Source organism: Musicola paradisiaca NCPPB 2511 (assembly GCF_000400505.1).
Taxonomy (GTDB): domain Bacteria; phylum Pseudomonadota; class Gammaproteobacteria; order Enterobacterales; family Enterobacteriaceae; genus Musicola; species Musicola paradisiaca.
Genome location: NZ_CM001857.1, coordinates 2,862,208 through 2,887,351, shown reverse-complemented (window position 1 = coordinate 2,887,351; position 25,144 = coordinate 2,862,208). Strand labels below are relative to the sequence as shown.

Genomic DNA, 25,144 nt, shown 5'->3' with positions numbered 1-25,144 from the left:
CTTCAGCTATGATGTACCATCGGCTATGACGTACCATCGGCTATGACGTATAACTGGCTATGACGTACAGCCGGCTATAGCGTGCGGTCGGCGCCGGTCGGGGTTATTTACCCATCTTCACTTCGCTCACCCACTTGGTGATCAACGCTTTGCGAACCTCTTCGGATCCGTATTTATCCATGTCGTAGTTAATCAGCTTCAGCTCGCTGAGTTTCAGCGAGTTCGGCGAGGCCTCCGCCGTGGTGTTGGTCAGGATCTGGTAGGATTTGCCTTTCTTCCAGGACAGTTCCTGCGCTTCTTTGGACAGCGCCCAGTCGATGAACAGTTTGGCGTTGTCCAGATTGCGGGCATTCTTCAGGATGCTGACGCCGCCGATTTCATAGCCGGATCCTTCGCACGGGGAGATCAGCTTCAGCGGTGCGCCGGCTTCTCTCTCTTGGGCGTAGTCGTGCAGGAAGCCGATGCCGATGGCGGTTTCGCCGCGGGCGGCGTTGCGGGCCGGCGCGATGCCGGATTTGGTGTATTGCGAGATGTTGGCGTTCAGTTTCTTCAGGTAGTCAAACGCCTGATCTTCCCCCCACAGTTGGGAGAAGGTGGCCAGCGCGGTGTAGGCGGTGCCGGAGCTTTGCGGATCGGCGATTTGGATCTCGCCTTTGTAGATGGGGTTGGTCAAATCTTTCCAGCAGGTCGGCTCCGGCAGGTTTTTCTCTTTCAGCCGGTTGACGTTGACGCCGACGCCGAGAATACCGATGTACACGGCGGAGGAGTAGTTGCCCTTGCGTTTAGCCGGGTCGCGGAACTGCGGCATGATCTGCGCCAGATTCGGCGATGCATAGGGTTGCAGCAGATCCATCTCTCCCGCCTGTGATTGCGGATCCAGCGTGCCGCCGTACCAGACATCGGCCTGCGGGTTTTTCTTCTCCGCTTCGATTTTCGCCAGCGTACTGCCGGAGCCGTTACGGATAAACGAAGTCTGGACGTCGTATTTCTCGCCGAAGGCTTTGGTTTCTTCCTCGCAGAATTCGTTGGTGGCGCTGCAGTAAACCACCAGACGGCCTTTCGCGTGCGCGCTGCCGGTGAATGCGGCGGCGGCCAGCCCGGCGACGACCAATGCGGAGAGCAGGGTAGGTTTCATGGTATGTCCTTCTTGTCAGAGAGTAACTATCTATCAGCAAGTAACTATTTATCAGCGAGTAACTATTTATCAGTGAATAACTAACTATCTATCAGCAAGTAACTACGTCAGGCGGGGCCTGACCTGGCTGGCCCCCGTTTTTGCATACCCGACATCATGAGCGGCATCAGCAGTAACCCGACACAGGCCGACGCCAAAGTCAGCAGGGCGAAAAAGCCCGACCAACCGTAAATCTGCATCCACCACGCCAGCGGCCATCCCGCCAGCGCTGCGCCCAGATAGGCAAACAGGCCGAGAAAACCGGTCACGGTTCCCGCGGCGTCCTTGTGGGCGTACTCCGTAGCCGCCAGACCAATCAGCATCTGGGGGCCGAAAATGAAAAAGCCGATGCTGAAAAAACTCAGCGCCAGCAGTGCGTAATGATGAACCGGCACCAGCCACAATGCGGTCACGCACAAAAACAGCCCCAGCGAAAACAGCAAAATCATCGGTGCGCGCTGGCCGCGAAACAGCAGATCCGATCCCCATCCGGCGAACAACGCGCCGAACAGCCCGCCCAGCTCAAACAGCGAAACGGTGGCGTTGGCGCTGAGCAGATGGACGCCGTGGCTTTCCGCCAGCCACAGATTGCCCCAGTCGTTGAGCGCGATCCGAATCAGGTACACCAACACATACGACACGCCCAACAGCCAGATGCTGTAGTTTTGCCATAGGGTGACGCGCAACAAGCTTCGCAGGCTCATCGGCGGGCTTTGTTGCTCCTGCCGCAGTTCCAGCGGGTCGCGCCGCCATTGTCCAACGCTGGGCAACCCTTCTTCCTGCGGCGTACCGCACAGCCGACGGCACAGCCATAACCCCAGCAGTATGGCGACGATACCGGGGATCAACAGCGCATACTGCCAACCCAGCGCCGTCGCCAGCCCGCCGGACAGCAACGGTACCGCCGCGCCGCCCAGGTTGATGGAGGTGTTCCAGCACCCCCACCAGAAGCCGCGCTCGTTGCGCGAGTACCAGTGCGTCAGCAGCCGGGCGCAGGGCGGCCATCCCCAGCCCTGAAAAAAACCGTTCAACGTCCAGACCAGCAGTAGCGCGGGCAGAGAGGTGCAGAAAGTGAACAGCACATTCAGCACCCCAGTCAGCAACAGGCCGACCCCCATAAACCAGCGCTCACCCAGCCGGTCGTGCAGCATGCCGGAGAGAAACTTGGAGCCGCCGTAACTCAGGTAGAACAAGGTACCCAGCAGGCCGATATCCGCTTTGTCGAGCGCCAGCGCCTGCTGCATCACCGGCATCGCAAACGTTACGCTGCGGCGGGTGAGATAAAACGCGGCGTAGCCGATCACCATGGATATCAGCAACTGTACGCGCCAGTGGCGGTAACGCTGATGGATGGATTCCGGCGCCGTAGAGGTCAGGCTCATGATGTTCTCCGGCTGTTGGCGTCAGTGTAGGGAGCCCCGTGCGCGACGGGATGAGACAAGGTTTTAGCCATCTAGGAAAAATTCCTGTTTTTGGCGGGCGCTATGTCAATTCTGTGGGCAACTTAACAATTACGCGGGTGCCGTTACGGCGTAGCAACATCCATTCACCGCCCAGCGCCTGCACCCGCTCTTCCATCCCGCGCAGGCCAAAACCTTCGCGGCGATCGTCCGGGATGCCGATGCCGTTGTCGCGCACCTCCAGCGTCAGCATCCCCTGCTGGTGGCTGATGCGTACCCGAATCCTGCGGGCATCGGCATGTTTGCTGATGTTGTTGAGCAACTCCTGCACCAGCCGATAGAGCGTGAAGACCAGGGTATCGTCCTGCGGCTGTTGCGGCAGGCGGTAATCCAGCCGAAAGTCGATGCCGCGTTCGGCGAAGGCGAATTCGTCCGCCAGATGGCGCAGCGCCTTTTCCAGCGACATTTCGTTGAGCACCGGGGGGCGCAGCTGGCGTAGCAACTGCCGGGTGGTGTGGTGGATGCGTTGCGCCAGTTCCGTGATTTGCGCGGCGGCGCTGTGGGCCAGCGGCGGCGAGGGCGCGCGGTCGATCAGCCGGGCCTGAATCTGGATGGCGGTGATGTTCTGGCCGATATCGTCGTGCAACTCACGCGCGATATCTTTACGGATCGATTCCTCGGTATGCACCAGCCGTTCCATCAACTGGCGGCGCACGCGCAGTTCCTGTTCCAGCTGTTGCCGGTAGCGATCAAGGTGCTGCGCCAGTTGCTGTTGGCGGCTGATGGCGATCCCTAACCCGATGCCGAGCAGCGCCTGGGTGGAGAGAAACAGTTCCAGCGACAGCAGGTCGCTAAACGCGCCCGCCACCTGACGGGCGATGGTGATCAACAGGCTGCCGAGCACTGCCGCCAGCACGCCGCCCTGCCAGCCGAAGGCATACGCCATCACCACATTGGGCAGGAAAATGGCGATGAGCAGCAGGCGTTCCATATCCGGCGATAGCGAGAGCTGGACGCCGATGGCCATGGCGCCGAACAGCGAGCACCACACCAGCAGCGAGGCGCGCAACGGCGGCGTCATGCTGTTGCCGTGCGGCAGTAGGTTTTGCAGGTGTTGTTGCTTGAGGTATTCGTAAATCAGGTAGATGAACGGCGTCAGCAGCACACCGCCGGTTACAGCGGACAACAGCGTCTGGCTAAGCGGCGTCATTAGCCAGATACCGGGGATCAGCATTTGCAATACGCTGTTAGCCAGAACGGCGGCCAGCAACAGCAATAACCGCTGCCAGTACAGGGTGTAACGCCGCCAATAGTGCAACACCAGCCCGGCCGGCGCCAGACTGACCCATACCGAGGCGAGGATGACCCAGTTGGTTTGCAATTGTTGGCTATATAGCCAGACCAGAATGGCGGTTTCCGAGAACAGAATCACCGGCCAATAACGGCGCGAAAGCAGCGTCAGACAAGCCAACCGCAGCCCCTGTGGCAGTAGTAGCGTGGCCTGCTGGCCGTTCTGGGTCAGGTAAAAACTGATGGTCCACAGCGCCAGCCAGCACAGGCTGTAAAACAGGGTGAGAAACAGCATCAGCGCCGGTCGCCGCCAGCGGCGCGAGGTATCAGCCGACACCGGTTATCCTTTGACCAGCAGCTGGTGCTGCAACGCGAAATGCACCAGCTCGACGGTGGTGGCGCAGTGCAGTTTATCCAGCACGTTGGCGCGGTGGACATGCACGGTTTTGTGGCTCAAATCCAACTGTTCGGCGATGGTCTTGACGCTTAACCCATTGACCAGCAGATCGAAAATTTCCCGCTCCCGAGGCGTCAACGCTTCCAGCGCTTTCGGCCGTTGCCGGCTGTGGCGCAGCGCCCGCATCGCATCGGCGCACAGGTAGCTGCCGCCGGCATGGACGGCGCGCACCGCCTGCACCAGCTCTTCTGGCCCGCAGCGTTTGGTGAGATAGCCGCAGGCGCCGGCGTCCAGCGCGCTCTGCACGAAGGCGGCGGTATCGTAAATACTCAGAATGATGGCGCGGAACGTCGGCCGTTTCTGGCGTAGCCGGGCCAGCAAGCTGAGGCCGCTTTCATCCGGCATGGCGATATCCATAACGGCGACATCCACATTCAGTTTCAGCAGCGAGACACCGGCATCGGCGGCGCTGGCGTACTGGCCGACTACCTGAATATCGCCCTCCAGCGAGAGCAGTTGCGCGAATCCGGAACGCACTACGATGTGGTCGTCTATCAAGGCTACGTTAATCATGACCATGCAATACCCGTGAGATTTTTTGCATCATGCGCAGAAGCCTGAACCTCAGGCAACCGGCAATGCGGAAAGTGTTAGCTGGATGGCAAAATCGGGACGCTGATGTTACCGCCGCGAGGCGGGGTGCGCAGAAAAAAGAGGCGTCACTCGGACGCCTCTTCGGGTGGCAAGGGGGATGTCGGCTCAGTAGCCGATGGCCGCGCCCGCCGGGCGGCGTGAGTCGTTGGCGCCGTACAGGTAGCCTTCGCGCACTTTACCGGACACGGCGGCGTCGTTGCCGGAGTTGGCCGGCAGCACGCCTTCAACGCCGGGCAGACCGACCATAATCAGCTCGGCGGCGCCCCAGGGGATCTGTTCCACCATTTTGTAACCGCGTTCTTTGAGCAGTTTGAGCGTATCGGCGGACAGCCCGCGCTGCTCATAGTACACCTCGTCCGGCAGCCATTGGTGATGGATACGCGGCGCATCCACCGCTTCCTGCGGCACCATGCCGAAGTCGAGGATGTTCAATGCGGTTTGCAGCGTGATGCTGATGATGCGGGAGCCGCCCGGCGAGCCCAGCACCAGGAAGATCTTGCCGTCTTTGGTGACTAACGAAGGGCTCATGGACGACAGCGGACGTTTGCCGGGCGCGATGGCGTTGCGTTCGCCCTGCACCAGTCCGTACAGGTTTTTCTCGCCGACCTTGACGGTGAAGTCATCCATTTCGTCATTCAGGAAGAAGCCGGTGCCGGGGGCGATCACCACCGCGCCGAAGCGGCCGTTAACGGTGTAGGTGGTGGAGACGGCGTTACCCTGTTCATCAACGATCGAGTAGTGGGTGGTTTCCGGTTTTTCATGCGGCTCCATGCCCGGTTTGACCTGATCGGACGGCGTGGCGTTTACCGCATCGATTTTTTTGCGGATTTCCGCCGCGTACTCTTTGCTCAGCAGACGGTCGACCGGGTTGTTCACAAACGCCGGGTCGCCGAGGAACGTGTTGCGATCCATATAGGCATGACGCATGGCTTCGGTCATGACATGCACCGCCTGCGCGGAGTTGAAGCCCATGCTTTTCAGGTCGTAGCCTTCCAGAATATTCAGCGTTTCGCACAGAGTGATGCCGCCGGAACTCGGGGGCGGCGCAGAAATGAACTTGTAACCGCGGTAGGTACAGCTCACCGGCGTAGTTTCGGTGATTTTATAGTTGGCGAAATCGGCTGCGGTCAGGATGCCGCCGCCTTGCTTTGACGCAGCTTCAACCGCCTGCGGAATTTTCCCCTGATAGAAAGCATCAGCCCCTTTATCTGAAATGGCCTGCAAGGTATTGGCCAGATCAGCCTGTACCAGTCGATCGCCAGGTTGCAGCGCGGAGCCGTCCGGGCGCAGGAAAATACGTGCGGCTTCCGCATCCTCTTTAAAACGCTTAACCGTGGTGTCCAGAATATCGGTATCGCCGCGGGTTAATACAAAACCCTCACGCGCCAGTTTGATGGCGGGAGCCAGCACCTGAGCGCGGGTCAGCTTGCCGTATTTTTCGCGGGCGGTTTCCAGCCCCAGCACGGTGCCGGGCACGCCGGCCGCCAGGTAGCCATATAAGCTGGCGCCTTTTTTCACTTTACCGTCCGCATCAAGGTACATATTGGCGGAGGCCGCCGCCGGCGCGGTTTCGCGGAAGTTGATGAAGGTGTCTTTGCCGTCCGCCAGATGGATCGTCATAAAACCGCCGCCGCCGATATTGCCGCAGCACGGGTTGACCACCGCCTGCGCGTAACCAACCGCAACGGCGGCATCGATGGCATTGCCGCCCATCTTCAGAATATCGACCCCGATTTGCGAAGCCAGATATTGCGAGCTCACTACCATCCCGGTTTTCGCCTCAACCGCCGGAATCGAAACGGCCTGCGCCATACCGCCGTACAAGGCTGAAGCCAGCCCAAGCGGTAGCAGCCAGTGTTTATACGCCATAAAAACTCCTGTCATTGTTGTCTGTCTCGTTATTGTGGCCTGCATCATCATGCGGTGCAGACGAATACATAGTTAGCACATAGCGGGACAGAAAGGGCTTAAGAAAAAGTGATGGGTGTCTTGAAGGTGCGAAGGCAGTGCGCGCAGCGGGTATTAGCGCGAGTTCGACAGCCTGGTATGGCGGCACGTTTTAGCACCCGCGCGGGGGGGGGGGCGACGATCCGGCGTTTTAGCGCATGACGACCACCGCTGACCTGATGCCTTATCGTGGTAACGACCTGGGCTGCACCATGGCGCCCAGGTCGGGGCGAATCAGGCCGTGTGGCTGAGATGCCGGGCGTGCGCGGTTTGTATAATGTTGACGATGCGCGTGTCGACGGCGGGTTCCGCCAGAAAACGTGCGCGGATGCGCTGGCAGTTTTCAGCAATATCCGGGTCGTTCAGCAGGCGCTTTAATCGACGATCCATGTGCCCGGCTTCCGCTTCCGTCAGCGATAGCCCGCATTTCATCGCGGTGACGCGGCGGGCGTTGTCGAATTGATCGAACGCGCTGGGCAACACCATCTGTGGAATACCCGCCGCGAACGACTGAGCGATGGTGCCGATGCCGCCGTGATGGATGATGGCTTTGAATTGATGGAGGTATTGGGCCAGATTAATGTGTTTTTCAAACCGAATGCCGCTGTCGTCGCCGAATTGCGGATTGGGCGCGCCGACCACCAGACATTGGTAGCCCAACCGGCGGATCTTTTTCGCCAGCGCCACGATCAACGTAGTGTTGACCTGCAACGCCCAACTGGGCATCAGAATCACGGTTTTGGCCTGCGCGATAAATGCGCCGGTTTCATCCTGTTCTTGCTGATTGAGCAGGTTGAACAATGGGAATCCGACCTGATGAAGGTTGGCTGGCCAATCCGGCAAGGGTGACGCGAACCATTGTGGAAACAGGCAGAGTAATTCCGCGTCGGTTTTGTGTGTCCAACGGGTGATCACACGTTCGATATGCGGCAGCCCCAGCCCGTTTCTGAATTCATTCAAAAAGGGCGCCAGTTCACGGTCGAGCAGGTGTTTTTCCGCCATATGCAGCAGGAAGCGCCGCAGGCCGAGCGGCAAATGACGAATCCACGCCAGCTTTTTGTGGTAGGGCGGGTCGTAGCTGGAAATGAACGTAGAAGGCGTGACGCGGACGGGAATAATGCAGCAGCCTTTGGTTTCTCCCAGCATTTTGGCGGAAAACGCCCACAGGGACGTGAGAATGACCGACGTATTATCGACGTGAGGCGCCAATGCGTCATACATCATTTTCTGCTGGGTATTGATGAAATAACACATCTCTTTATAAGACGATTTATGGTGCCATAGCCGTTGAGAATTCACGGCCTGATAATAACTGTCTACTGAACCGACGGGAATAAAATGCAGTTTTCTGTCTCGCGCGGTTTTTTCGAAATAGGGATTGGTACAGAGATAGACATCGTGTCCAGCCTGTATCAATGATTCGCCAATAGCAATAAATGGATAAACATCTCCTGCGGATCCCAGTGTTGCCAAAAATATTTTCATCTATCCCTCCTTAGAGTGGAAAATATCCAGAAATGAAATATCACGATTGTAGATAATTCATCGTGATAGTACGCCGATAGCGGAAAATAATAAAAATTTTAACTGAATTTGTGGTGAGTATATGAGAATAAAATCAGCCTGTACAGCAGCGAAATTGGCCGCAAAAATATTACCGAACCGGTATATTTAGGTGGTATGGATAATTAACGAAGGAGATTATTGGCTTTCAGTTGGGTTATTTAGGTATTACCAGTTTCAGAATGTTTTTATTGAAATAAGTTGTAGTGATAATTCATCGTTATACCCCAAGTAATTCGAGTCGCCGATGCATTCAGCGGCAGTGTTAATGCTAAATCGATATTTGACGCGCATGCATTGAGTGCATAGGCATCGAGATCGTGACCTGTTCCCCCCAGGGGGGGGATGCGCAGAAGGCGAGGAATGTGCTTCACCCCTGGTTTGACGGCTGACGGTATTGTCGTGCCAATTATCGACGGATAAGCCGGATTACATACAGCCGGCACAACTGGTACAACGCCAATCCTGTGGGTTAATCGCGCGATAAAAGTGGCGAAAATAAAACTCCTCAATAGGTACGTTATTTTGCTCAAAACAGTCGGCAAGCCATTCTACGTTTTTCAAGATCCAGTCATCTTCATCCAGACCCTCTTTATATAATTCATCTTCCGGGTCGATGATGGAATAAATACCCAATGTATTCATATGCTGTTCCCGATAGGATTCCGGTAATGTGAAATCTTGCCCTAAATAGGTGATTATCCAATGACCATGACACAATAAATTACCGTTTCGGCTCCATGCGGCAGTGAATGGGTTATTCATATTAAATCTTCATTTAGTGTTATAATTCAGCGAAAAATATCACGAAAAAAATAACAAGTAAACGATTTGAGAAATAAAAGCAGGCAATATGCATATTAGCGGTGAAATAAGTATCTACCCCATTAGGGCTATTTTTTATGGTGTTTTAGCCCTGGGTTGCGCTCGATATTATCAGGTGCTTGTATATATCGATATTCCCGTCATGCTTCAAGTTACGGGGGTATTGGCTGCCTTGCTGCAACCCGAATTATTTGGGGTATATACCACTTAATAAGTAAATAATAAATGCATTGCAGTGGCGCCATGCCTGAGGGGGTATTAAGACTTAATCGGTTGACGTTATTGATTGCCAATGAAACACCACAGGCTGTGGTGTTATGCAACACCGTGAATATTATGCCAAAGGCATTATGCCGATTCCCGTTCGACCAGGGAAAAACCGATATCCCGTATTGGCGTATCAATGTTTTCTCCCGCCAGTTTATCCGCCAGCAGCGTGGCGGCCTCTTTGCCGATTTGCCAGCGATCTACCCTGACGGTGGTAATGGCAGGCTTGTTGTCGGCGGCAAAGTCGAGATCGCCGAAACCGATCACCGCCAGATCATCCGGGACACGTAGGCCGTGGTATTCCGCCTCCATGATGGCGCCTTGTGCCAGCGTGTCGGAACTGCACACCAGTACGTCGAACTCGCGTTTCAGACTGAACAACTTCTGAGCGCTCTGTCGCCCCAGCGATAGCGTAGCGGGCAGGGGAATGACCACTTCGTCGATACGGGGCTGCCCTTGCTGCCGCAGGCGATCCAGCATGCCTTGTTTACGTTGCGCCGCCCGTCGATCTTCCGTCCATATCATGCCAATGCGCGACAACCCCTTTGTCAGCAGAAACTGGCCGATAGCGTCGCCGATTTTTTCATGGGAGAACCCGACCAGCATATCCAGCGGCGTCGGCGTCAGATCCCAAATTTCAACCACGGGAATATTGGCGTTAAGCAGGGTTTTCTTCAATTCCGGCGAGTGATGAATGCCGGTCAGCACAACGCCGTCTGGCCGGCGCGACAGAATGGCGGCTACGATTTCCGTTTCAGATTCATGGGTATACCCCGCCACGCACAGCAACATGTGGTAGCCGCGGGCAGAGAGTTCATCACTGATGGCCTGAATGGTGTCGGCGAACATACTGTTGTTGATCTGCGGTACGGCCACCGCGATCAGTTTACTGCGCTTCGACGCCAGCCCACCCGCCAGCATATTGGGGATATACCCGGTGGCGCGAACCGCCTCCATCACGCGCGCAACGGTATCCGGTCGCACTCTCTGCGGGGTGTTCAGCGCTCGGCTCACTGTCATGGATGAGAGTCCGGAAACCCGTGCGACATCCTCCAGCGTGGGGGCGCGCGCGGCAGTATTGCGGGAGATTTTTTCGCTTTTCAATCAATGGACGCCTTGTGAATCGAGCTGAACGTAACGGAGGTATTATCGTGAAAAATCGGCTTTTTTTCCAGTTGAACCCGGCACTCCGGCGCTGTTGGGCCGGTTTTTCCACCGGTACGACCCTATACCGTTCAATTTGTTTGTTTGCGATAACAATATTGTGCAGTTGCAGAAGGGGCTGTTATGCAGTTCGCATTGTTTATCGGCCATTTTCTTCTTTTTCTTTATTCTATTGTGATCGAATGTACAAAATGAGAACAGACCATTTGATCATTTCTTGATGTTAAAACATAAATGTTAGCGCAAACATTATTGAGGAGAGTGGAGATGACCATCAGTGCAAACTCAGATGCCGTAAGCTACGCCAACGCCGGCAACGCCAAAACCGCCGCCGAGAGTGGCGACCGTATCGAATGGGTAAAGATGTCGCTGGCGTTTTTGCCGTTGGCGACACCGGTGAGTGATGCCAAAGTGCTGACCGGGCGGCAAAAACCGCTGACCGAGGTGGCGATTATCATTGCCGAAATTCGGACCCGCGACGGTTTTGAGGGGGTGGGTTTTAGCTATTCCAAACGTGCGGGCGGGCAGGGCATTTATGCGCATGCCAAAGAAATTGCCGATAACCTGCTGGGCGAAGACCCCAACGATATCGACAAAATCTACACCAAACTGCTGTGGGCCGGTGCATCGGTGGGCCGCAGCGGGATGGCGGTGCAGGCTATTTCGCCGATCGACATCGCGCTGTGGGATATGAAAGCGAAACGCGCGGGGCTGCCGTTGGCGAAACTGCTGGGCGCGCACCGTGATTCCGTGCGCTGCTACAACACCTCCGGCGGTTTCTTGCATACACCGCTGGAGCAGGTGCTGAAAAATGTGGTGATTTCACAGGAAAACGGCATCGGCGGCATCAAGCTGAAAGTCGGGCAGCCCGATACGTCGGAAGATATCCGGCGTTTGACCGCAGTACGTAAAGCATTGGGCGACGCTTTCCCGTTGATGGTGGACGCTAACCAGCAGTGGGATCGGGAAACCGCGATCCGCATGGGCCGCAAAATGGAAGAGTTTAATCTGGTATGGATTGAGGAGCCGCTGGATGCCTACGATGTCGAGGGGCATGCCGCACTGGCGGCGGCGCTGGATACGCCGATCGCTACCGGAGAAATGTTGACCAGCTTTCGCGAGCACGAACAGCTGATCCTTGGCAACGCCAGCGATTATGTGCAGCCTGACGCGCCTCGTGTCGGCGGTATCTCGCCCTTTCTGAAGATCATGGATCTGGCGGCGAAGCACGGTCGCAAACTGGCGCCGCACTTTGCTATGGAAGTCCATCTCCATTTGGCCGCTGCTTATCCGCTGGAGCCCTGGCTGGAACACTTCGAGTGGCTCAATCCGTTGTTCAACGAACAGCTGGCGCTGCGGGATGGGCGGATGTGGGTTTCCGAACGCCATGGGTTGGGGTTCAGCCTGAGCGAACAAGCACGCCGGTGGACCTCGTTGTCCTGTGAATTCGGCAAGCGTCCCTGATGACCGTCGGCAGCCGACTCGCACGGAGTCGGCCGCTTCACGCATTCTGTATCCTACCCATAAATAAAAATGCAACCCTATTAATCAGGAGTTGTTGTATATGAATACGTTAATAGCAGTAAAACGGACACGAGTCCGTTATGTCATTTTATTGTTTCTTTTCCTTGCCACGGTATTTAATTATGCCGACCGGGCCACGCTTTCCGTCGTGGCGCCAATAATGAGTAAAGAATTGAATTTTGATCCGGAAACGATGGGATTAGCATTTTCCGTATTCGGCATTTCTTATGTCGCGATGCAAATTCCCGGTGGCTGGCTACTGGATCGTTATGGTTCTCGTCTGGTCTACGGTTGGGCATTAATTGGTTGGTCGTTAGTGACCTTATTCCAGGGCACCATCTACCAGTTCGCCAGCCCTATTATGGCGCTGGTTGTACTGAGATTATTAATGGGGGCGATTGAAGCGCCTGCCTTCCCGGCGAATAGTCGTCTTAGCGTACAGTGGTTCCCCAATAAAGAACGCGGGTTTGTGACCTCGGTTTATCAGGCGGCGCAATATATTTCGCTGGGGCTGATTACACCGCTGATGACGATTATTTTGCATAATCTCAGCTGGCATTATGTTTTTTATTATATCGGCGCCATCGGTATTATTTTGGGGGCGTTTTGGCTGATGTATGTGCAGGATCCTTATCGCCATAAGAAAATCAACCAGGAAGAACTCGATTATATTCGCAACGGCGGCGGCGAGCCTGAATTGGGTCGCAAGGAACAGAGCACGAAACTGACGCTGTCTGATATCAAAAGCGTGTGTATCAACCGCATGATGATTGGGGTCTATATCGGTCAGTTTTGTCTGACGTCGATCACCTGGTTTTTCCTGACCTGGTTTCCGACCTATCTGTATCAGGCTAAAGGCATGTCGATACTCAAAGTCGGCTTTGTCGCCTCTATTCCGGCGCTCGCTGGTTTTATCGGCGGGCTGCTCGGCGGGGTGTTTTCGGATTACCTGTTACGCAAAGGATACAGCTTAACCGTGGCGCGCAAGCTCCCTATTATTTGCGGCATGTTGTTGTCCTGCACCATTGTGGCGGCGAATTACACCGGGTCGGAGTCGATCGTTATCGCGGCGATGAGTCTTGCGTTCTTCGCCAAGGGGTTCGGTAATTTGGGCTGGTGCGTGCTGAGCGATACCTCGCCCAAAGAACTGCTGGGGATTGCCGGCGGGGTGTTTAACATGTGCGGCAATCTGGCAAGTATCGTGACGCCGCTGGTGATCGGTTTCATTCTGTCTGCGACTCACTCGTTTGATTACGCCATTCTGTACGTCGGTTCCATGGGGTTGGTGGGGCTGGTGTCCTACGTCTTCATCGTGGGGCCGCTGGAGCGGCTTGCGCTGCCGGGCAAAGCGGAATAAGCGGGTGTCGTATCGGTTTTGTGCCCTGTGGCATAACGATGCTGTTCCGGCTTGTTGAACTCCTTACGGAACAGCATTTTTTTCTCACCATCACGAAGGGGCCAAGGCCCCTTCGCTGTTTCTGCCGTGTTTGTCAGGGATCAGAAGGATGTCCAGTCCTGCGAGCTGCCGCTATTTTTCGTGGATGACAGCGCCAGCGTGACTTCGCGGTTTTCCGGACGCTCAGGTTGTCGGGTGGCGCCGGTAGCAGGGCGCTGGCCCAGCTTGAAGGTATTGACGGTTTGCGTCAGCGCGTCGGCCTGCGCCTGTAACGACAGGGCGGCCGCGGCAGATTCCTCCACCAGCGCGGCGTTTTGCTGGGTGGTGGTGTCTATCTGCCCGACCGCCAGGTTGATCTGGTTGATACCGTCGCTCTGTTCACGGCTGGCTTGCGATATCTCACCGATGATGCTGTTAACGTCCTGTACATGTTCGACCAGCCCCGTCATGGTGGTTTCGGCGGTATCGACCAGTTGCATACCGTCCTGAATTTTTCCCACCGAGTCGTCGATCAGATCCTTGATCTCCCGCGCGGCGGTGGCGCTGCGTTGCGCCAGCGAGCGGACTTCCGAGGCCACCACGGCGAATCCGCGGCCTTGTTCTCCGGCTCTGGCCGCTTCGACCGCCGCGTTCAGCGCCAGAATATTGGTCTGGAAGGCGATGCTGTCGATAACGCTGATGATCTCGGCCATACGTTGGGATGATTCGCGGATACCGCGCATCCGCTGTGTGACCGATGCCATAACGTCGCTGCTGTGTTTGGCGGTATCCGTCGCTTTATCGGCGATCTGTGTTGCCTGCTGGGTATTGTCCGCCGTGTTTTTGACGGTGGAGGTCAGCTGTTCCATTGACGATGCGGTTTGTTCCAGCGAGCTGGCCTGTTCTTCCGTCCGGGCGGAGAGATCCTGATTTCCGGCAGCGATCTGGGACGCTGCCGTGGCGATGGTTTCCGCGCCATCGCGCACCTGGCTGACGATGTGGCGCAGACTGTCGTTCATTCTTGCCAGCGCCGCCAGCAACTGGCCGGTTTCGTCGTTGCCTTTGGTGACGATCCTTGTGGTTAGGTCGCCTTGCGCCACGCTGTTGGCGACGGTTAACGCTTGTTGGAGCGGGTGGGTGACGCTACGGGTGATAAGCCAGGCGATGATGCAACCGGCGATCGCGCTGAGCGCGGAAATAAACAGCAGCAATGCCCGGGTTTGGGTGTAACTATCGGTCATCTCATCCACCATGCTGTGCATGATGTCGTCCTGATAGTCGACCAACTGGCGCACTTGCTCGCGGTACTGGCGTTGCACGTTGTTCATCGTCGTGGTGAACTCGCCGATGGCGCCATCGCGATCACCGGCATTGAGCTGTGCGATAAGTCTGTCGCCGGAGGCTAAAAAGAGTGGGCGAATTTTTTTTATTTTATCCATGACGCCCCGGCCTTTTTCCTCATAGGCATCGCCATCCAGCTTATCGATCAGTTCTCCGACCTGTTTGCGAAAGCCGTTGATCATGGTGAGCGTCTCGGCAACTTGCTTTTCATCCGACACCAGCAATAAGCGCTGATAAGCCACCAGGGTACTGTTTACCGCGTCGATCAGATCGTTAGCGGCGACAGTGTCGGGGTAGACATCAGTGACAATTAATTTGGCATCTTCATGAAAATCAGAGAGTTTTGATGTTGATAGTATGCTGACAAAAAACAGCATCAACACCAGAAAAGCGAAACCGCTCCCCATGCGATAGCCAATACGCCAGTTTGATATATTCATTTCTGCTCCTTTGCTATTGCAGACAACATGTGAAAATCAAGTTGTTTTCTGTGAGGAAAACTGCATCAGCATTGAGGTGAAACGTTATCTACTGATGCGATATGTCAGGGGGGAAATCATCAATGTAATGCTGAGTGAAATAAGCATCGTGGCCTACAAGGTAAGAGTAGATTATTAACCAGAGCAGTGAATGATCTGCCTGTAATAATAAATCCCCTCTTTTATCTGACTGACTATCTATTGAGGCACGCCGTCAGACCCCGTACACAGGCAATAATGCAAGAGGGCCGAAAGGAGTGAACATGATGAATGAACCTCGCGTATTTGAATACGTTCGGTTTTTTGCCTGAACACCCAGAGTAAAATGGCTGGTGTACAAAGTTACACCGCACAAAATATATGGAATAACGGCTAAACTAATCAGCCTGATAAAAGTCATTATCATAAGTGGGCTAATATTGGCTTTAATGAATAGTCATGTCTTCACTCATTTTCTATCTCAATCATTTTTCCCTGACACTTTTTTTATTATCGTCAATCAGACGAATAACTTTACACATTTGATCGTTTTCATCACTCGAAAAAAAATAATGATAGTTTTCTCCGATTATAAAAGTCATATCGATCGTCACAACCATATGAAATACAAAAAATTCATGAATGATTGTCGGCCGAGAGATAAGTCATTATCTGTTGCTACAGGTAAATATGGCGGCTGATGACGGAAATTCTTCGATAACATGTCGTATCTGAGGGGAGAAAATAGTGTGGGCAGTGTCCCTTAACTCAACGGCTGCTTTAAAAATAACCTGATAGCCTCCAGTTTTCGCACCTTCAAGTCGCTTCTGGTTGTTTTTTCCGAGCGGGTGGCAATACGGCGATTTTCGTTGAGTATCGCAAAGCAACACTCCACACATTGCGTTTTTTATACCGGCGCGTGTCGAGGGGCCGACGTCCGTCCTGACTGGCTTTCTCTTCGATCACTGACGATAACGCTCAAGTAAATCCCGCCAGGGCGCGCCAGAGCAAAGAACCCAGGATATGTCATGCATGACATGTCTGTGCGTAAAGTAAGGATGCCCACCTGGGGAAGATCCTCTTTCAGGTGGCAGTATGGGAGAAATCAGTGCCTATACTTCATCGGGAAAATTGTAGCGGGCCGAATTAAAGAACTTTTTATGGTGAAATCAAGTCCCTGATTGTAAAGAAAATCGTTAAGGGACACACTAATGAAACAACACATGTGGCGGTGCTATATAACACAGTGAATATTATGCCAAATGCACGATGCCGGTTCCCATCCGACCTATGGCATCAACCAGTCTATTATCCGGCAATAGGCCAGGGGCGGCTAACGTGTAGTGAGATTAAGCACGCCGTCTTATTAGTATCGATCCTATGGAGTTACCCAATCAGGAGAGTGAACTGCGTTTTTATCATGAACGCCTATTTCCTGAGGTTCACTTGATTCGCGGCTATTCCGAGTTAAGCATCGAACGTGTGTTGGTGCTTAATCCACATACTGTAATGTTGCATATTGATGGTGGCCATAGAGGCCGTAATGTACTGCTCGACTTCTTGTTATATTCCCCCACCGTAGTAAAAGGCGGTTTTATTGTGTTTGATGATTACCGCGACCATGAATTCTCACCAGAAGTAGGGCCTGCTGTAGACCTGCTACGTGCCGGTGGTTATTTCAATGGTTTTGATGTGATCGGCAGTCTGCCCGGTTTTGAAAATAGTTACTTGTTGCAGAAACGTTGAATGGATAAGTCTTTGCTGGAAACGTGCCGGTCTCAGCCTATCGGTGTTGGTTTACCAGGCGTGAAAATGATACTGGCATGTGACGGAATAAATTGAATTTTCAGGGAAACGTGCCTGTTTATGGGCATGAGTGCGGCGTGGGGGATGATGTCATCGCCCAACCGCCAGTACCGCTGTGATTGACAACATGTTATTCAGCGCATGCAGCACGATGGGCGCCAGCAGGCTGTTGGTGTGCAGCCGCAGTTGGCACAGGATGACTGAGAAGACGAATAGCCAGACGAAAGTGGTGGGCGACAGGTACTGAGCATGGCTGAGAGAGAAGATCAGCGATGTCAGGATGACGGTAATCTGGGTCGCATGTTTTCCCCACCCTAACCGGGCATTGAGTAGAAAACCGCGAAAGATAACCTCTTCAATCACTGGCGCCAGCAGGCACATGGTGGGGATCAGCAGATAGAGGCTAAGCGATGGCATCTGGGGGAGGCTCATCATCCAGCGTTCCGGCTTGCCGAACAGGCCGTGTATCAGTGCCAGCAATAACAGCGCCAGCATCGGCAATAACGATTTTCCAGGATGGAGTTTACCCAGCGGCATCAGTCCGTAATGTTTCTGGTACTGCCGCCAGGCGATCAAAACAAAAGGCAGCCAGATAGCGAGATACAGCAACGGCGTAGCCAGACCTGCACGATATAGCGCGCGGTAGCCGGGAAGTACGGTAAACAGCAATGAAAGCGCAAACCAGGCGAGGAAAACGGCCAGGCAGACTAACGAATGGATGACTTTGTCTGACGGTGGGTTCATTCAGGCGTCCCGCAATTGGCAGCCATCGATAGCTGCAAAATAGGCACCGGACAAGGCCCGCCGGCGCAACCTGTTCGGCAATAGTGCCGCTTGAAGGCAGTATACCTACTGTCGCTGAGGCGAAAATGAAGTCCGGCGCTTTCTTGATGATGTTGCGTGCGCAGTCTCAAAAATGGGGGCTGGCGTAGGGCGTTTCGTCGGAGGATGACATGATTCGAGGCTACGCCGATGCAGGTTTTTTTACTCAGGCATCGGGGATGACTTTTTTTTAGGCAATGCGCTTATCTGGATCGTTTATACCGGCGGCGTCATGTTCTTTACCCATCTTGGTCGATGGAAACTTCGATACGCCTCGTGTTTAAAGTGTTCGTCGTTTATGGGGTGATATTGCCTCTGCCGATATTTACTCAATAGCTTAACCGATGCATTTTGATTGATGCGATTTGCCGTGATCCGGAAAGAAAGACAACGCTCAATAATGTGATAACAGTCATGATTATCTGTTATTGAATACAACGATAACGGAGAAAGACAGTGACCGATTAGTACGGCGAATGTCATCGACAGTAGAAAAATGGTGGATGTCGAGCGGCTGGTCTATGCTTTTTAAAAACAGGAAGATGCAACAGACAATATGAGACAAATATTTTCTTTTTCATGGCAGATAAGAACCAAGAGTTATTTGAAGAGTGCTATTAATCGCGTACAGTGAGTGGCTATGGGATTAATCCCAATTTGCTGTCACTAATTTGCCTTGTTACCGTACATTAAATAAATATTCGTATTGAGGACAGAATGGATAAATTTCAAAGAGAGATTGAGGAAAGAACTAATCTTACCTCATCTAACAAGTTTGAACTGCTGCTGTTCCGTTTGGGGTCTCCTACTGGTAAAGAAGAATCAGAGCTATACGGTATCAATGTGTTTAAACTCCGGGAAATTGTTCCGATGCCGGAGTTGACCAAAGCCGCGGGTATGGTGCCGCCGATGTTGGGTATGATCAATATTCGCGGTCAAATCATTCCCGTCATCGATCTTCCCAAAGTGGTGGGCAGCGTACCAAACACCGGGCTGAATATTCTTCTGGTCACGGAATATGCGCGTAGCACTCAGGCGTTTGCCGTGGAATCGGTGGATGATATCGTTCGGCTTGACTGGAGCCAGGTCAATACGGCCGAGGCCGGCGTCGGCAGCAGTTATATCACCAGTATTGCCCGTCTCGATAACGATCCGAACACCAACCGTTTGGCGCTGGTGTTGGATGTTGAGCAGATTCTGCATGACATCATCCCGACCGAGCGTGAAATCAAGATTGAGAAAGTCGAAGATAAGACGTTCGATATTAAGCCGGGGGCCGTCGCTATTGTGGCTGAAGATTCTAAAGTGGCGCGCACCATGCTTGAACAGGGGCTTAAGATCATGAGTATCCCCTATATCATGCACGTCACCGGTCTGGAAGCCTGGAACAAAATTAAAGCCATGGCGCTGGAAGCGCAGTCAGAAGGCAGGCCGATTTCCGATAAAATCGCCTTTGTGCTGACAGACCTGGAAATGCCTGAAATGGATGGGTTTACGCTGACGCGGAATATCAAACGCGAAGAGTTTCTGAAAAATGTTCCGGTGATCATCCATTCTTCACTGTCCGGCAGCGCCAACGAAGACCATGTGCGCAACGTCGGGGCGGATTCTTATGTCGCCAAATTTGAAGTCAACGAACTGGCGGCGGCGATTCATGGTGTGCTCGACAAGGTAAAACCCGCCGCACGGTAATGTTGCAATGCCCTTGTCTGCAAACGGAATGTGGGCAAGGGTAATGATGTATCTCCCTTCCAATATTTTTTTGATGCCGTTCGGGCACTGCGTTTCTCCCACACTGGTCATGTACGAATCACCCGTTCTACGACCGATGTGCTGAGTAAAACGAAGCACATACTCCATTGAGTTATGCATTCCTCCTCGGTTCCTTTTTTACCGTCGGGCGCATGTGTTTACCTCTATCCCGGTTGATAAGGGCGGGATAGCACGCATTGCCACATAAAATCTGGATGCAAACAAGAATCGATATTGTGATTTAGTTGACTAGGCAGTAAAGTCATTTGAAATTAATGCCTGGTCAATTTTGTGATATGAAAAAAACGACGGAAGAACTCCAAATGCTCGGCCTGCTGATTCATTTGGCCAACCAGTTTAAGGATCACCTTCTCAACGACTATTTTGCGGATAGCGATATCACGGCGCCGCAGTTCAAGGTGTTGATCTGCATACATAAAGGGTTCACCAGCCCAGTGGATGTAAGCAAAAACGTCATGATGGACGGTGGTGCTTTGAGCCGCATGATTGAACGGATGGTGAAACGGGAGCTGATTCTGCGCCAGCCGCATCCCAATGATAAACGTCAGATAATTTTGGCTTTGACGGACAAGGGGCGGGCGATTTGCCAACTGTTCGAGCAGGAAGGCATGCAAGTGTTGCCGGTGCAACTGACGACCCGTTTGACGCAGGAAGAGGCGGAGCAACTGGTACGTTTACTGACCAAAATGCTGCCGGATGACGTTACCGCCCGTTATTTGCCCTACTAAACGGTTTACACCGTGGGTAGGAGATTGGCAGGGCGCCGCCAATGAGCGGCTGGATTGCGTAAGCGCCAGGAACGCTTCAGAGCAACAAACTGGCTGGATACATAAAAGGTTAATGACATGATGGATACCACCTCCACTTCCGTTTCTCCGGCACCCGGACGACGTAAACGTCAGTTTGCCATTCTGTTCATTGTGCTGTTGCTGGCTGCTGCGGGATGGGGCGCTTACTACCAGTTTTATCTGCGTTTTTATGAAGCCACCGACGATGCTTATGTGAACGGCAACCTGATCACGTTGACGCCTCAAATCAGCGGCACAGCGACAACAGTCAGTGTTGATGACGGCGATTATGTGGAGAAAGGGCAGGTGCTGGTGCAGCTCAGCCCGAGCGACACGCTGATCGCGCTGCAACAGTCGGAAGCCTCGCTGGCCAAGACCGTGCGTGAGGTTCGGGGGCTTTACAGCACCGTCGACAACTATCAGGCCCAAGTGGTGTCCAGGCAGGTGGCGCTGCAACAGGCGATTGGCGATTACAATCGCCGCCGGGGCCTGGTGGCCAAAGGCGCTATTTCCACCGAAGATTTGGCGCATTATCAGGACGCGGTCAACAGCGCGCGTAGTGCGCTCGATGCAGCCGAGCAGAGCTTGCGCACCAATCAGGCGATGGTGGACAACACCGTGATTGACGATCATCCGGATATCAAAAGCGCTGTAGCCGATTTACGCAGCAAATATCTGGACTGGGCGCGGAGCACTATTGTCGCGCCGGTCAGTGGTTATGTCGCCAAGCGTGCGGTGCAGGTGGGGATGCGGGTCAGCGCCGGTGCGACGCTGATGTCCATTGTTCCGCTCGAACAGGTCTGGGTTGATGCCAATTTCAAAGAAAGCCAGATGCAACAGATGCGGTTAGGGCAATCAGTGACCCTGACGGCGGATATCTATGGCGACAACGCGCAGTATCACGGCACGATACAGAGCCTGGGGATCGGTACCGGCAGCGCGTTCTCGCTGCTGCCCGCGCAAAATGCCAGCGGTAACTGGATCAAGATAGTACAGCGATTGCCAGTACGCATCGCGCTGGATCCCGAGGCGCTGAAGCAGCACCCGCTGCGTATCGGGCTGTCGATGCAGGCTCGGGTCGATCTCCGCGACAACCACGGCGAATTGTTGCCGACGGCCACCGTTAATACGCCGCGCTACAGTACGGATGTGTATGACGATCCGTTGCAGCAGGCCGACAAGCTGGTGGCGAAAATTCTGCACGACAACAGCCTGCCGCTAACGGGCAGCCGGGGCTAGCCGCGATGAACGATAAAGCCGCCTTTACGCCGCCGAGCTTGGCGCTGGCGACGCTGGCGATATCGCTGGCGACATTTATGCAGGTGCTGGACTCCACGATAGCCAATGTGTCGCTGCCGACGATTGCCGGGAATCTGGGCGTCAGTTCGGATCAGAGTACCTGGGTGATCACCTCGTTTGCCGTGTGTAACGCCATTTCCCTGCCGTTGACGGGCTGGTTTTCGCGCATTGTCGGTCAACGTCGGTTGTTTATTGTTTCGGTGCTGTTATTCAGCCTGGCGTCGTTTCTCTGCGGTTTTTCGCACAGCATGACGGAACTGATCGTCTTCCGCGCATTGCAGGGTTTTTTCGCCGGCCCGATGTACCCCATGTGTCAGACGTTGTTGCTGATGATCTTCCCGCCTTCTCGTCGCAACATGGCGCTGGCGTTGTTGGCGATGGTGACGGTCGTCGGCCCGATCGTCGGCCCCATTACCGGTGGGTGGATTACCGACAATTATTCCTGGCCGTGGATTTTCTATATCAATGTGCCGATCGGCATATTCGCCTCGTTCGTGGTCTGGATGCAGCTGCGCGATTGGCAAGACAGTACCGAACGCGCCAGCGTGGATTATGTCGGCATCGGGCTGCTGGTGCTTGGCGTCGGTTTGCTGCAAGTTGTGTTGGATAAAGGTAATGATCTGGACTGGTTCGGCTCGTCGGAAATTGTCGTCATGTCCATTATTTCGGCGGTTGCGTTGGTGTCGTTTGTGATTTGGGAATTGGGAGAGAGCAATCCAATCGTCAATCTGAGGCTGTTCGCCGATCGCAATTTCACCGTCGGCACTTTGTCGCTGATGCTGGGATACGCTGCGTTTTTCGCCATCAACGTGATCCTACCGCAGTGGCTCCAGACCTGGATGGGATATACCTCCACCTGGGCCGGCCTGGCGGCGGCACCGATGGGGATGTTGCCGATGCTGCTGACGCCGATCATCGGCCGTTATGGCAACCGGGTTGATCTGCGTCTGCTCGCCACTGTGTCGTTTGTGATCATGGGGCTGTCATGCCTGATGCGGGCGCAATTCAATACCCATGTGGATTTTGCGACTGTGGCGGGCGTGCAGCTGTTTATGGGGAGCGGGGTGGCGTTTTTCTTTGTGCCGCTGACCTCCATCCTGCTATCCAGCCTGCACGGCAAAGACGTGGCGGAAGGGTCAGGTCTGGCGACGTTTCTGCGTGTGCTGGGCGGCAGCTTCGCCTCGTCGCTCACCACCTGGCTCTGGTCGCACCGTGAGATTTATCACCATGCGATCCTGAGTGAGAGCGTGTCGGTCTATAACCCATCTGCAGTGAGCTATCTCAACCTGATGGGGGGGATCAGCCAGGCCAATCTGGCGCAGGTGGACAAGACGTTGCAACAGCAGGCGTGGATGGCCTCCACCATCGATTATTTTTATGTGCTGGGCTGGGGGTTCATGGGGTTGATCGTGATCATCTGGTTTGCCCGTCCCCCATTCACCCGAACGGGGCCGGCATCGGCAGGGCATTAGTCATCATGGCATTGATACGCCGGCATTTTAATCTGCCGGGTTGTTCAATCAGTAGGTGTTTTACCCTTCTCAATGGGAGTTAAAATCATGTTATCCATCATGCCGCCTATTATGAGATTTATCGCCGATCTGGTCGGTTGGATTGAAAGCCATCTTGAAAGCCCCCTGATGATCAGCGACGTGACGGCGAAATCGGGTTACAGCAAATGGCATTTGCAGCGGATGTTCAAGAAAGAAACCGGTATTTCGCTCGGAACCTATATTCGTAACCGGCGTCTGAGCCAGGCGGCGGTAGAACTGAAGCTCACCAGCCAGACCATTCAGGAAGTGGCGTTGCGTTACTGTTTTGATTCCCAACAGTCCTTTACCCGCACGTTCAAAAAACACTTCGGCACGTCGCCGGGCCATTACCGTAAGCAGTCATCATGGGATTTCTCCAGCCTGCAACCGTCTCTGCGGCCCAATGTGAATGCGGTGCCGGTTCCTGAGGTGGTGGCGTTGCCCCGGCTGCCGGCAAACCGCTGTCATTTCGAATATACCCAGGTGGTCGATGATCTGGTTCAGGTGAATGATATCGCCCGTCGTCCGGTGTTATGGGAGAAGGCATGCGGCCGTAGTCATGCTGCGGATGTGTCTATCTATGTGTCTTCGACGGTTTATCCGGACGATAACCGCATCAAACGCCAGGTGAGGGTGAACTATGATGTTGGTGTCATCACTCATGCGGAAGAACTGCTTGCGGATGACGACGGTATTGGGGAGCAGGGCACTGATGTGGATAGTTATCTGCGATTCCGTTTTATCGGCAATTTGCAGGAGTATCAAACCTTTCTTCGGGCAATATATCACCATATTCTCCCTGGCCGGCCCTATACGAAGATGGGAAACAATGATGTGGAGATCGTGCGTTGTCGGCGCAAGCCTGATGGCGCGATAGATACCAGCCAGTTTGAAGTTGACTATTTTATTCCGTTCAACCAAATAGCCCGACCTTCACAATCTCATGAACAACGGGTAACTGCGGCATAACGACGGGATAAACCAACAACGACAAGCCATGCGAATCGGAAACGTTGACGGGGTTTGCGGAGGGTTTTACGTTGCGGATTTTCGTGTTGTTAAGCGACATATGCGGGTCACGCCATTATCGAACCGGAAAGACCCCAAATCTGACCACCAAATTCTCCCGATGCAGAGGGAAAACTGAAAATGCATCGGGAAGATTTTTCACGCCAACTTATTGAATCGGTACCACATAAAGATTCGCAAGGATGCATGAAAACAAGAATTTGGCTCCTCTGACTGGGATCGCCTTTGCCAGTAACTGGCTAATATGTAAGCTAAACCTGAATCTTCATTCTGTCAAGACCACCAGAATGACCACCTTTTTGATAATTTAAAGTGTATTAGCTCAGACTTGATCTGACAGTTACCGGTTATTTATACAGGTGTCTGTCAGATTACATCTGGCTTAAATTTTTCTCAGCCCAGATGCGTTTTCCATCAAGTAATGTTTCCATCGGCGTCCGCCCACAGCACATTTTTCCCTGATGAGTTCGTTCATTATTGTAATAATGCAACCATTCATCAAGATCCGATTGCAGAGTATCAATGTCTCCGTACAGTTTTTTACGGAATGTCATCTGATAAAACTCCTGCAATATCGTCTTATGGAACCGTTCGCAGATACCGTTGGTTTGTGGCGACATCGCTTTGGTCTTCGTGTGGTCTATATCATTAATCGCCAGATAAAGCTGGTAATCATGATGTTCAATCCGTCCACAATATTCCGTTCCGCGATCGGT

19 protein-coding genes and 1 pseudogene are annotated in these 25,144 nt (G+C 53.8%); 8 read left to right on the top strand and 12 right to left on the bottom strand.

Annotated elements, in window-relative coordinates; genetic code table 11:
- Positions 1-103: 103 nt before the first annotated feature.
- From DPA2511_RS12775 to DPA2511_RS12740, 8 genes are all read right to left on the bottom strand, one after another.
- Positions 104-1,135 carry an ABC transporter substrate-binding protein gene (locus DPA2511_RS12775; protein WP_015854170.1) on the bottom strand — a complete coding sequence of 344 codons (1,032 nt, stop codon included), beginning with the start codon at positions 1,133-1,135 and terminating at the stop codon, positions 104-106.
- Positions 1,136-1,242: 107 nt separating this feature from the next.
- Positions 1,243-2,556, bottom strand: coding sequence for an MFS transporter family glucose-6-phosphate receptor UhpC (gene uhpC, locus DPA2511_RS12770; RefSeq protein WP_015854169.1), 1,314 nt, complete (start codon positions 2,554-2,556; stop codon positions 1,243-1,245).
- A 100-nt stretch (positions 2,557-2,656) separates the two neighbouring features.
- Entirely contained in the window at positions 2,657-4,159 is a 1,503-nt protein-coding gene (locus DPA2511_RS12765) for an MASE1 domain-containing sensor histidine kinase (protein ID WP_035050218.1), read from the bottom strand.
- A gap of 45 nt (positions 4,160-4,204) precedes the next feature.
- Positions 4,205-4,834, bottom strand: coding sequence for a response regulator transcription factor (locus tag DPA2511_RS12760; protein WP_023638372.1), 630 nt, complete (start codon positions 4,832-4,834; stop codon positions 4,205-4,207).
- A gap of 186 nt (positions 4,835-5,020) precedes the next feature.
- Positions 5,021-6,784 (bottom strand): gamma-glutamyltransferase, encoded by a 1,764-nt coding sequence (gene ggt, locus DPA2511_RS12755; RefSeq protein WP_015854166.1) that lies wholly within the window; start codon positions 6,782-6,784, stop codon positions 5,021-5,023.
- A 312-nt stretch (positions 6,785-7,096) separates the two neighbouring features.
- On the bottom strand, positions 7,097-8,347 hold the full coding sequence (locus DPA2511_RS12750) for a glycosyltransferase (RefSeq protein WP_015854165.1): 1,251 nt from the start codon (positions 8,345-8,347) through the stop codon (positions 7,097-7,099).
- A gap of 507 nt (positions 8,348-8,854) precedes the next feature.
- Entirely contained in the window at positions 8,855-9,190 is a 336-nt protein-coding gene (locus DPA2511_RS12745; RefSeq protein ID WP_015854164.1) for a hypothetical protein, read from the bottom strand.
- A gap of 408 nt (positions 9,191-9,598) precedes the next feature.
- Positions 9,599-10,621, bottom strand: coding sequence for a LacI family DNA-binding transcriptional regulator (locus DPA2511_RS12740; RefSeq protein WP_015854162.1), 1,023 nt, complete (start codon positions 10,619-10,621; stop codon positions 9,599-9,601).
- Positions 10,622-10,948: 327 nt separating this feature from the next.
- On the opposite strand from DPA2511_RS12740, the gene DPA2511_RS12735 reads away from it, so the two are divergent.
- Positions 10,949-12,145, top strand: coding sequence for an L-talarate/galactarate dehydratase (locus DPA2511_RS12735; RefSeq protein ID WP_015854161.1), 1,197 nt, complete (start codon positions 10,949-10,951; stop codon positions 12,143-12,145).
- Between the two features lie 100 nt (positions 12,146-12,245).
- On the top strand, positions 12,246-13,562 hold the full coding sequence (locus DPA2511_RS12730) for an MFS transporter (RefSeq protein ID WP_015854160.1): 1,317 nt from the start codon (positions 12,246-12,248) through the stop codon (positions 13,560-13,562).
- 140 nt (positions 13,563-13,702) lie between these two features.
- Here DPA2511_RS12730 and DPA2511_RS12725 read toward each other — a convergent pair whose 3' ends face one another.
- Positions 13,703-15,361 (bottom strand): methyl-accepting chemotaxis protein, encoded by a 1,659-nt coding sequence (locus DPA2511_RS12725; protein WP_015854159.1) that lies wholly within the window; start codon positions 15,359-15,361, stop codon positions 13,703-13,705.
- A gap of 781 nt (positions 15,362-16,142) precedes the next feature.
- Positions 16,143-16,488, bottom strand: a pseudogene (locus tag DPA2511_RS24345) (hypothetical protein).
- Between the two features lie 256 nt (positions 16,489-16,744).
- On the opposite strand from DPA2511_RS24345, the gene DPA2511_RS21735 reads away from it, so the two are divergent.
- On the top strand, positions 16,745-17,125 hold the full coding sequence (locus DPA2511_RS21735; protein WP_226376661.1) for a class I SAM-dependent methyltransferase: 381 nt from the start codon (positions 16,745-16,747) through the stop codon (positions 17,123-17,125).
- A 150-nt stretch (positions 17,126-17,275) separates the two neighbouring features.
- Here the strand turns inward: DPA2511_RS21735 and DPA2511_RS12710 are convergent, their stop codons facing one another.
- Positions 17,276-17,929, bottom strand: a complete 654-nt coding sequence (locus DPA2511_RS12710) for a CPBP family intramembrane glutamic endopeptidase (protein WP_015854157.1) — start codon at positions 17,927-17,929, stop codon at positions 17,276-17,278.
- Positions 17,930-18,724: 795 nt separating this feature from the next.
- On the opposite strand from DPA2511_RS12710, the gene DPA2511_RS12705 reads away from it, so the two are divergent.
- From DPA2511_RS12705 to DPA2511_RS12685, 5 genes are all read left to right on the top strand, one after another.
- Positions 18,725-19,699: a chemotaxis protein gene (locus DPA2511_RS12705; RefSeq protein ID WP_015854156.1), complete on the top strand. Its 975-nt coding sequence runs from the start codon at positions 18,725-18,727 to the stop codon at positions 19,697-19,699.
- A 356-nt stretch (positions 19,700-20,055) separates the two neighbouring features.
- Entirely contained in the window at positions 20,056-20,508 is a 453-nt protein-coding gene (locus DPA2511_RS12700) for a MarR family transcriptional regulator (RefSeq protein ID WP_015854155.1), read from the top strand.
- 120 nt (positions 20,509-20,628) lie between these two features.
- Entirely contained in the window at positions 20,629-21,807 is a 1,179-nt protein-coding gene (locus DPA2511_RS12695) for an HlyD family secretion protein (protein WP_023638370.1), read from the top strand.
- Positions 21,808-21,812: 5 nt separating this feature from the next.
- Positions 21,813-23,339, top strand: coding sequence for a DHA2 family efflux MFS transporter permease subunit (locus tag DPA2511_RS12690; protein ID WP_015854153.1), 1,527 nt, complete (start codon positions 21,813-21,815; stop codon positions 23,337-23,339).
- 99 nt (positions 23,340-23,438) lie between these two features.
- Positions 23,439-24,368 carry a helix-turn-helix domain-containing protein gene (locus DPA2511_RS12685; RefSeq protein WP_226376598.1) on the top strand — a complete coding sequence of 310 codons (930 nt, stop codon included), beginning with the start codon at positions 23,439-23,441 and terminating at the stop codon, positions 24,366-24,368.
- 431 nt (positions 24,369-24,799) lie between these two features.
- Here the strand turns inward: DPA2511_RS12685 and DPA2511_RS23940 are convergent.
- On the bottom strand, positions 24,800-25,144 hold a 345-nt coding region (locus DPA2511_RS23940), incomplete at its 5' end, for an integrase core domain-containing protein (protein WP_023638368.1).

What these genes read in the sequence shown, in the direction of transcription:
- DPA2511_RS12775 (WP_015854170.1), bottom strand. Translation starts at nt 1,135, where the DNA reads ATGAAACCTACCCTGCTCTCCGCATTGGTCGTCGCCGGGCTGGCCGCC.
- uhpC (WP_015854169.1), bottom strand. Translation starts at nt 2,556, where the DNA reads ATGAGCCTGACCTCTACGGCGCCGGAATCCATCCATCAGCGTTACCGC.
- DPA2511_RS12765 (WP_035050218.1), bottom strand. Translation starts at nt 4,159, where the DNA reads ATGCTGTTTCTCACCCTGTTTTACAGCCTGTGCTGGCTGGCGCTGTGG.
- DPA2511_RS12760 (WP_023638372.1), bottom strand. Translation starts at nt 4,834, where the DNA reads ATGATTAACGTAGCCTTGATAGACGACCACATCGTAGTGCGTTCCGGA.
- ggt (WP_015854166.1), bottom strand. Translation starts at nt 6,784, where the DNA reads ATGGCGTATAAACACTGGCTGCTACCGCTTGGGCTGGCTTCAGCCTTG.
- DPA2511_RS12750 (WP_015854165.1), bottom strand. Translation starts at nt 8,347, where the DNA reads ATGAAAATATTTTTGGCAACACTGGGATCCGCAGGAGATGTTTATCCA.
- DPA2511_RS12745 (WP_015854164.1), bottom strand. Translation starts at nt 9,190, where the DNA reads ATGAATAACCCATTCACTGCCGCATGGAGCCGAAACGGTAATTTATTG.
- DPA2511_RS12735 (WP_015854161.1), top strand. Translation starts at nt 10,949, where the DNA reads ATGACCATCAGTGCAAACTCAGATGCCGTAAGCTACGCCAACGCCGGC.
- DPA2511_RS12730 (WP_015854160.1), top strand. Translation starts at nt 12,246, where the DNA reads ATGAATACGTTAATAGCAGTAAAACGGACACGAGTCCGTTATGTCATT.
- DPA2511_RS12725 (WP_015854159.1), bottom strand. Translation starts at nt 15,361, where the DNA reads ATGAATATATCAAACTGGCGTATTGGCTATCGCATGGGGAGCGGTTTC.
- DPA2511_RS12710 (WP_015854157.1), bottom strand. Translation starts at nt 17,929, where the DNA reads ATGAACCCACCGTCAGACAAAGTCATCCATTCGTTAGTCTGCCTGGCC.
- DPA2511_RS12705 (WP_015854156.1), top strand. Translation starts at nt 18,725, where the DNA reads ATGGATAAATTTCAAAGAGAGATTGAGGAAAGAACTAATCTTACCTCA.
- DPA2511_RS12700 (WP_015854155.1), top strand. Translation starts at nt 20,056, where the DNA reads ATGAAAAAAACGACGGAAGAACTCCAAATGCTCGGCCTGCTGATTCAT.
- DPA2511_RS12695 (WP_023638370.1), top strand. Translation starts at nt 20,629, where the DNA reads ATGGATACCACCTCCACTTCCGTTTCTCCGGCACCCGGACGACGTAAA.
- DPA2511_RS12690 (WP_015854153.1), top strand. Translation starts at nt 21,813, where the DNA reads ATGAACGATAAAGCCGCCTTTACGCCGCCGAGCTTGGCGCTGGCGACG.
- DPA2511_RS12685 (WP_226376598.1), top strand. Translation starts at nt 23,439, where the DNA reads ATGCCGCCTATTATGAGATTTATCGCCGATCTGGTCGGTTGGATTGAA.